Below are 2,805 nucleotides of genomic sequence, written 5' to 3'. Positions count from 1 at the left end.
GTGTATGCCTGGCTCCACACTCGATATCCTGACCTCAGGGTTGGCGGCATAGTGGAAAACTATATCGGCTCCTTTAAGGCCCTTCTCCCATTCTCCGCGCTTAGATAGATCCGCCTTAACGAGTCTCACTACCCCTGCATCAATATGCATCTCTATGTTCCTGGGTGAACCTGAGGACAAGTTGTCGATTACCACTACCTCATCAGCTTTAAGCCTGTAGACAAGGTAGTCGACTAAGTGGCTACCTATGAAGCCCGCTCCTCCTGTGACAACATATCTCATGCTTAATTCCTCTCCTACATCATATAAGCTCATTACTAGGTATGGGTTTAATAAGAATTACATCAAAGTTTAAAATCTAAGGGGTCTCATCATGGAGGATCTGGGAGGATGATTTCATGATTGATAAAATAGGTATAGCATTCAAGGAGTTCTACGGTGAGAAGCCATCAATAGTGGTCTCAGCACCTGGTAGACTTGACTTCCTGAATACCCACCAGGATTATAAGGGCTTACCGGTCTCAGCTATAGGAGTAAACCTTAGGACATATATTGCATTAGCGCCCAGCAATAATGGAGTCATGGCTTACTCCGAGAACCTTAACGCGGTGGATGAGTTCCACCCAGAAGAGATAACACTGAGGGGTGGTAAATGGTTCGGCGACTATATTAGGGCGGTATTCAAGGTCTTCACTGAGGAAGGATACAGGATCAAGGGGTTCAAGGCATATATTGCAAGCAATATACCCGTCGCCTCAGGGCTGGCGAGTAGTGCAGCCCTGGAAGTAGCTGTCGCCTGGGGTATAAGCGAGCTCAACGGGCTTGGGCTTAGTAGGAAGGATATAGCTGAGTATGCCTTCAAAGCCGAGAGCAAGGTCATGGGTATACCCTGCGGGAGACTAGACCAGTATGGTTCAGCCTTCGGCGGTGTAACATTGATACATACAAGGCCCCCGTACAATGTTGAGGAACTCGGGTTCAGAGAGGGGGTTTGGCTCGTAGTGGACTCCGGGATCAGGCACTCGACAGCCGATATCCATCCACGTGTACAGGGTGAGATAGATAGGGCATTAAACGAGTTAATGAGTATTGTTCCCCCGGGCTTGAAGAGCAAGCTGGGGTATAGGTACTGGGAGCCGAGGTGGGAGGAGCTCACACTAGACGAGCTCGCCCCATACCTTGATAACGTGAATAGGACTGGGGCTAGGAAGATAGAGTTCACGATTAGAATGCATTCATCCACGATGCTAGCGGTTAAGGCGTTAAAGGGGTTTAAGCCCACGGTTGGTGAGGTTGTAGAGGTCCTCGGTAGTGAATTAGCGGAGCCTGAAAAGGTGAGGTCTATTCTCTCCAGTAATACATGGAGACTGGAGCTAATAGGCTTAGTAATGAATCATCAGCATTACTTACTTAGCAAGCTATATGATGTAAGCCTGCCAGAGATAGATAGGATAGTTGAGGAAATGAATAAGCTTGGAGCACTGGGGGCCAAGCTCTCGGGAGCGGGGCTAGGCGGCTCCGTTATAGCTTTATGCAGGGATAGGGATACTGCTGGGAAAGCACTTAAAGGAGTCCTGGATTGCTGCGCACCCCGTGGATGGATAGTTGAGATAGATGAGGGAGTTAAAACGCATGGAGACAGGTGATCACTAGTGGAGAGAAGGATCCAGGAGCTGAGATGGGACCCTGTCCTCGGAGAGTGGGTCATGGTTTCAAGCATAAGGGAGGCGAGGCCCTGGCAACCCGAGGGCTTCTGCCCCTTCTGCCCCGGCGCGCCTGAGACAGGGTATGGATGGGATGCACTAATACTCAGGAACCGGTATCCCATGCTCAGCGATACCCCCTTAGAGCCGGGGAGGCATGGTTTCTACAGGACTGCGCCCTCGTATGGGAGGTGCTGGGTGGTTATTGAGACCCCTATCCATGATCTAGATGATATAAGTGATCTCCCAGTTGAACACATAGCCAGGGTACTCAACCTAGTTGTCGATAAGTACAGGGAGGAGAAGCAGGATAAAAGGCTCGTCTACTTCCTCTTCTTCAGGAATAAGGGGCGTGAAATAGGTGTATCCCTAACGCATCCTCATTCACAGATATACGTACTCCCCTTCGTGCCCGTCAGGGTGCAGAGAGAGATTGAGAACGCTAGGCGATATTATAATGAGAGTAAGGAGTGTCTTTTCTGCAGGATAATCGGGGAGGAGGAGAAGGAGAGAGTTAGAATAGTATATGATTCAAGTGACTGGATAGCCTTCATACCATTCTATGCTCACTGGCCCTTCGAGGTCCACATATACCCCAGGAGACATGTAGGCGAGTTAACGGATCTAACCAGTGATGAGGTGACTGCATTAGCCCATGCATTAAAGACGGTTCTATGTGGATTAAACAGGGTCCTCGGGAAGCCAATGCCCTACACGATGGTCCTCCACCAGAACCCCATGCACACCAGGTATCCATTCTACCACCTCCATATCGAAATATATGGCATGTACAGGACAACCGGGAAGCTAAAGTATGCCGCTGGCATGGAGACTGGTGGAGGAAACTTTACCTACGACTCCACCCCGGAGTATGTTGCAGAATTATTGAGGAAGGCTATTAGGGAGAATAAGTGTGGACACACATAGCTAGTTAAGTTTTTAACCTCGTGTACGCATAGCAGGGGGAAGACAAAAGGCGTAATGATGGATAACGTGGATTTCTACGGTGTAAAACTACTCCTAAGCAGTAGGGTTCGGGTCTGGTGAATACCTGTAATTGCCTGCTTCACCCCCTTATTTCTTATTCCCCCGCTCTGTCCGG

At 49.3% G+C, this 2,805-nt stretch carries 3 protein-coding genes; 2 read left to right on the top strand and 1 reads right to left on the bottom strand.

Annotation, left to right across the window (positions count from 1 at the left end; all coding sequences use genetic code 11):
- Positions 1-282: NAD-dependent epimerase/dehydratase family protein (locus ACP5N5_RS05855; protein ID WP_428133858.1), on the bottom strand; the 282-nt coding region annotated here is incomplete at its 3' end.
- Between the two features lie 116 nt (positions 283-398).
- On the opposite strand from ACP5N5_RS05855, the gene ACP5N5_RS05850 reads away from it, so the two are divergent.
- Entirely contained in the window at positions 399-1,646 is a 1,248-nt protein-coding gene (locus ACP5N5_RS05850; protein ID WP_428133855.1) for a galactokinase, read from the top strand.
- Positions 1,647-1,652: 6 nt separating this feature from the next.
- Positions 1,653-2,630: a galactose-1-phosphate uridylyltransferase gene (gene galT / locus ACP5N5_RS05845; RefSeq protein ID WP_042667333.1), complete on the top strand. Its 978-nt coding sequence runs from the start codon at positions 1,653-1,655 to the stop codon at positions 2,628-2,630.
- Positions 2,631-2,805: the final 175 nt, after the last annotated feature.

The sequence above is a fragment of the Desulfurococcus sp. genome (assembly GCF_049970475.1).
Taxonomy (GTDB): Archaea; Thermoproteota; Thermoprotei_A; order Sulfolobales; family Desulfurococcaceae; genus Desulfurococcus; species Desulfurococcus amylolyticus.
The sequence above is the reverse complement of the archived record's forward strand: the minus strand, read 5'-3'. Positions and strand labels throughout refer to the sequence as shown.

Bases quoted from the DNA above. Each gene is read 5' to 3' on its own strand.
- ACP5N5_RS05850 (WP_428133855.1), top strand. From the start codon at position 399: ATGATTGATAAAATAGGTATAGCATTCAAGGAGTTCTACGGTGAGAAG.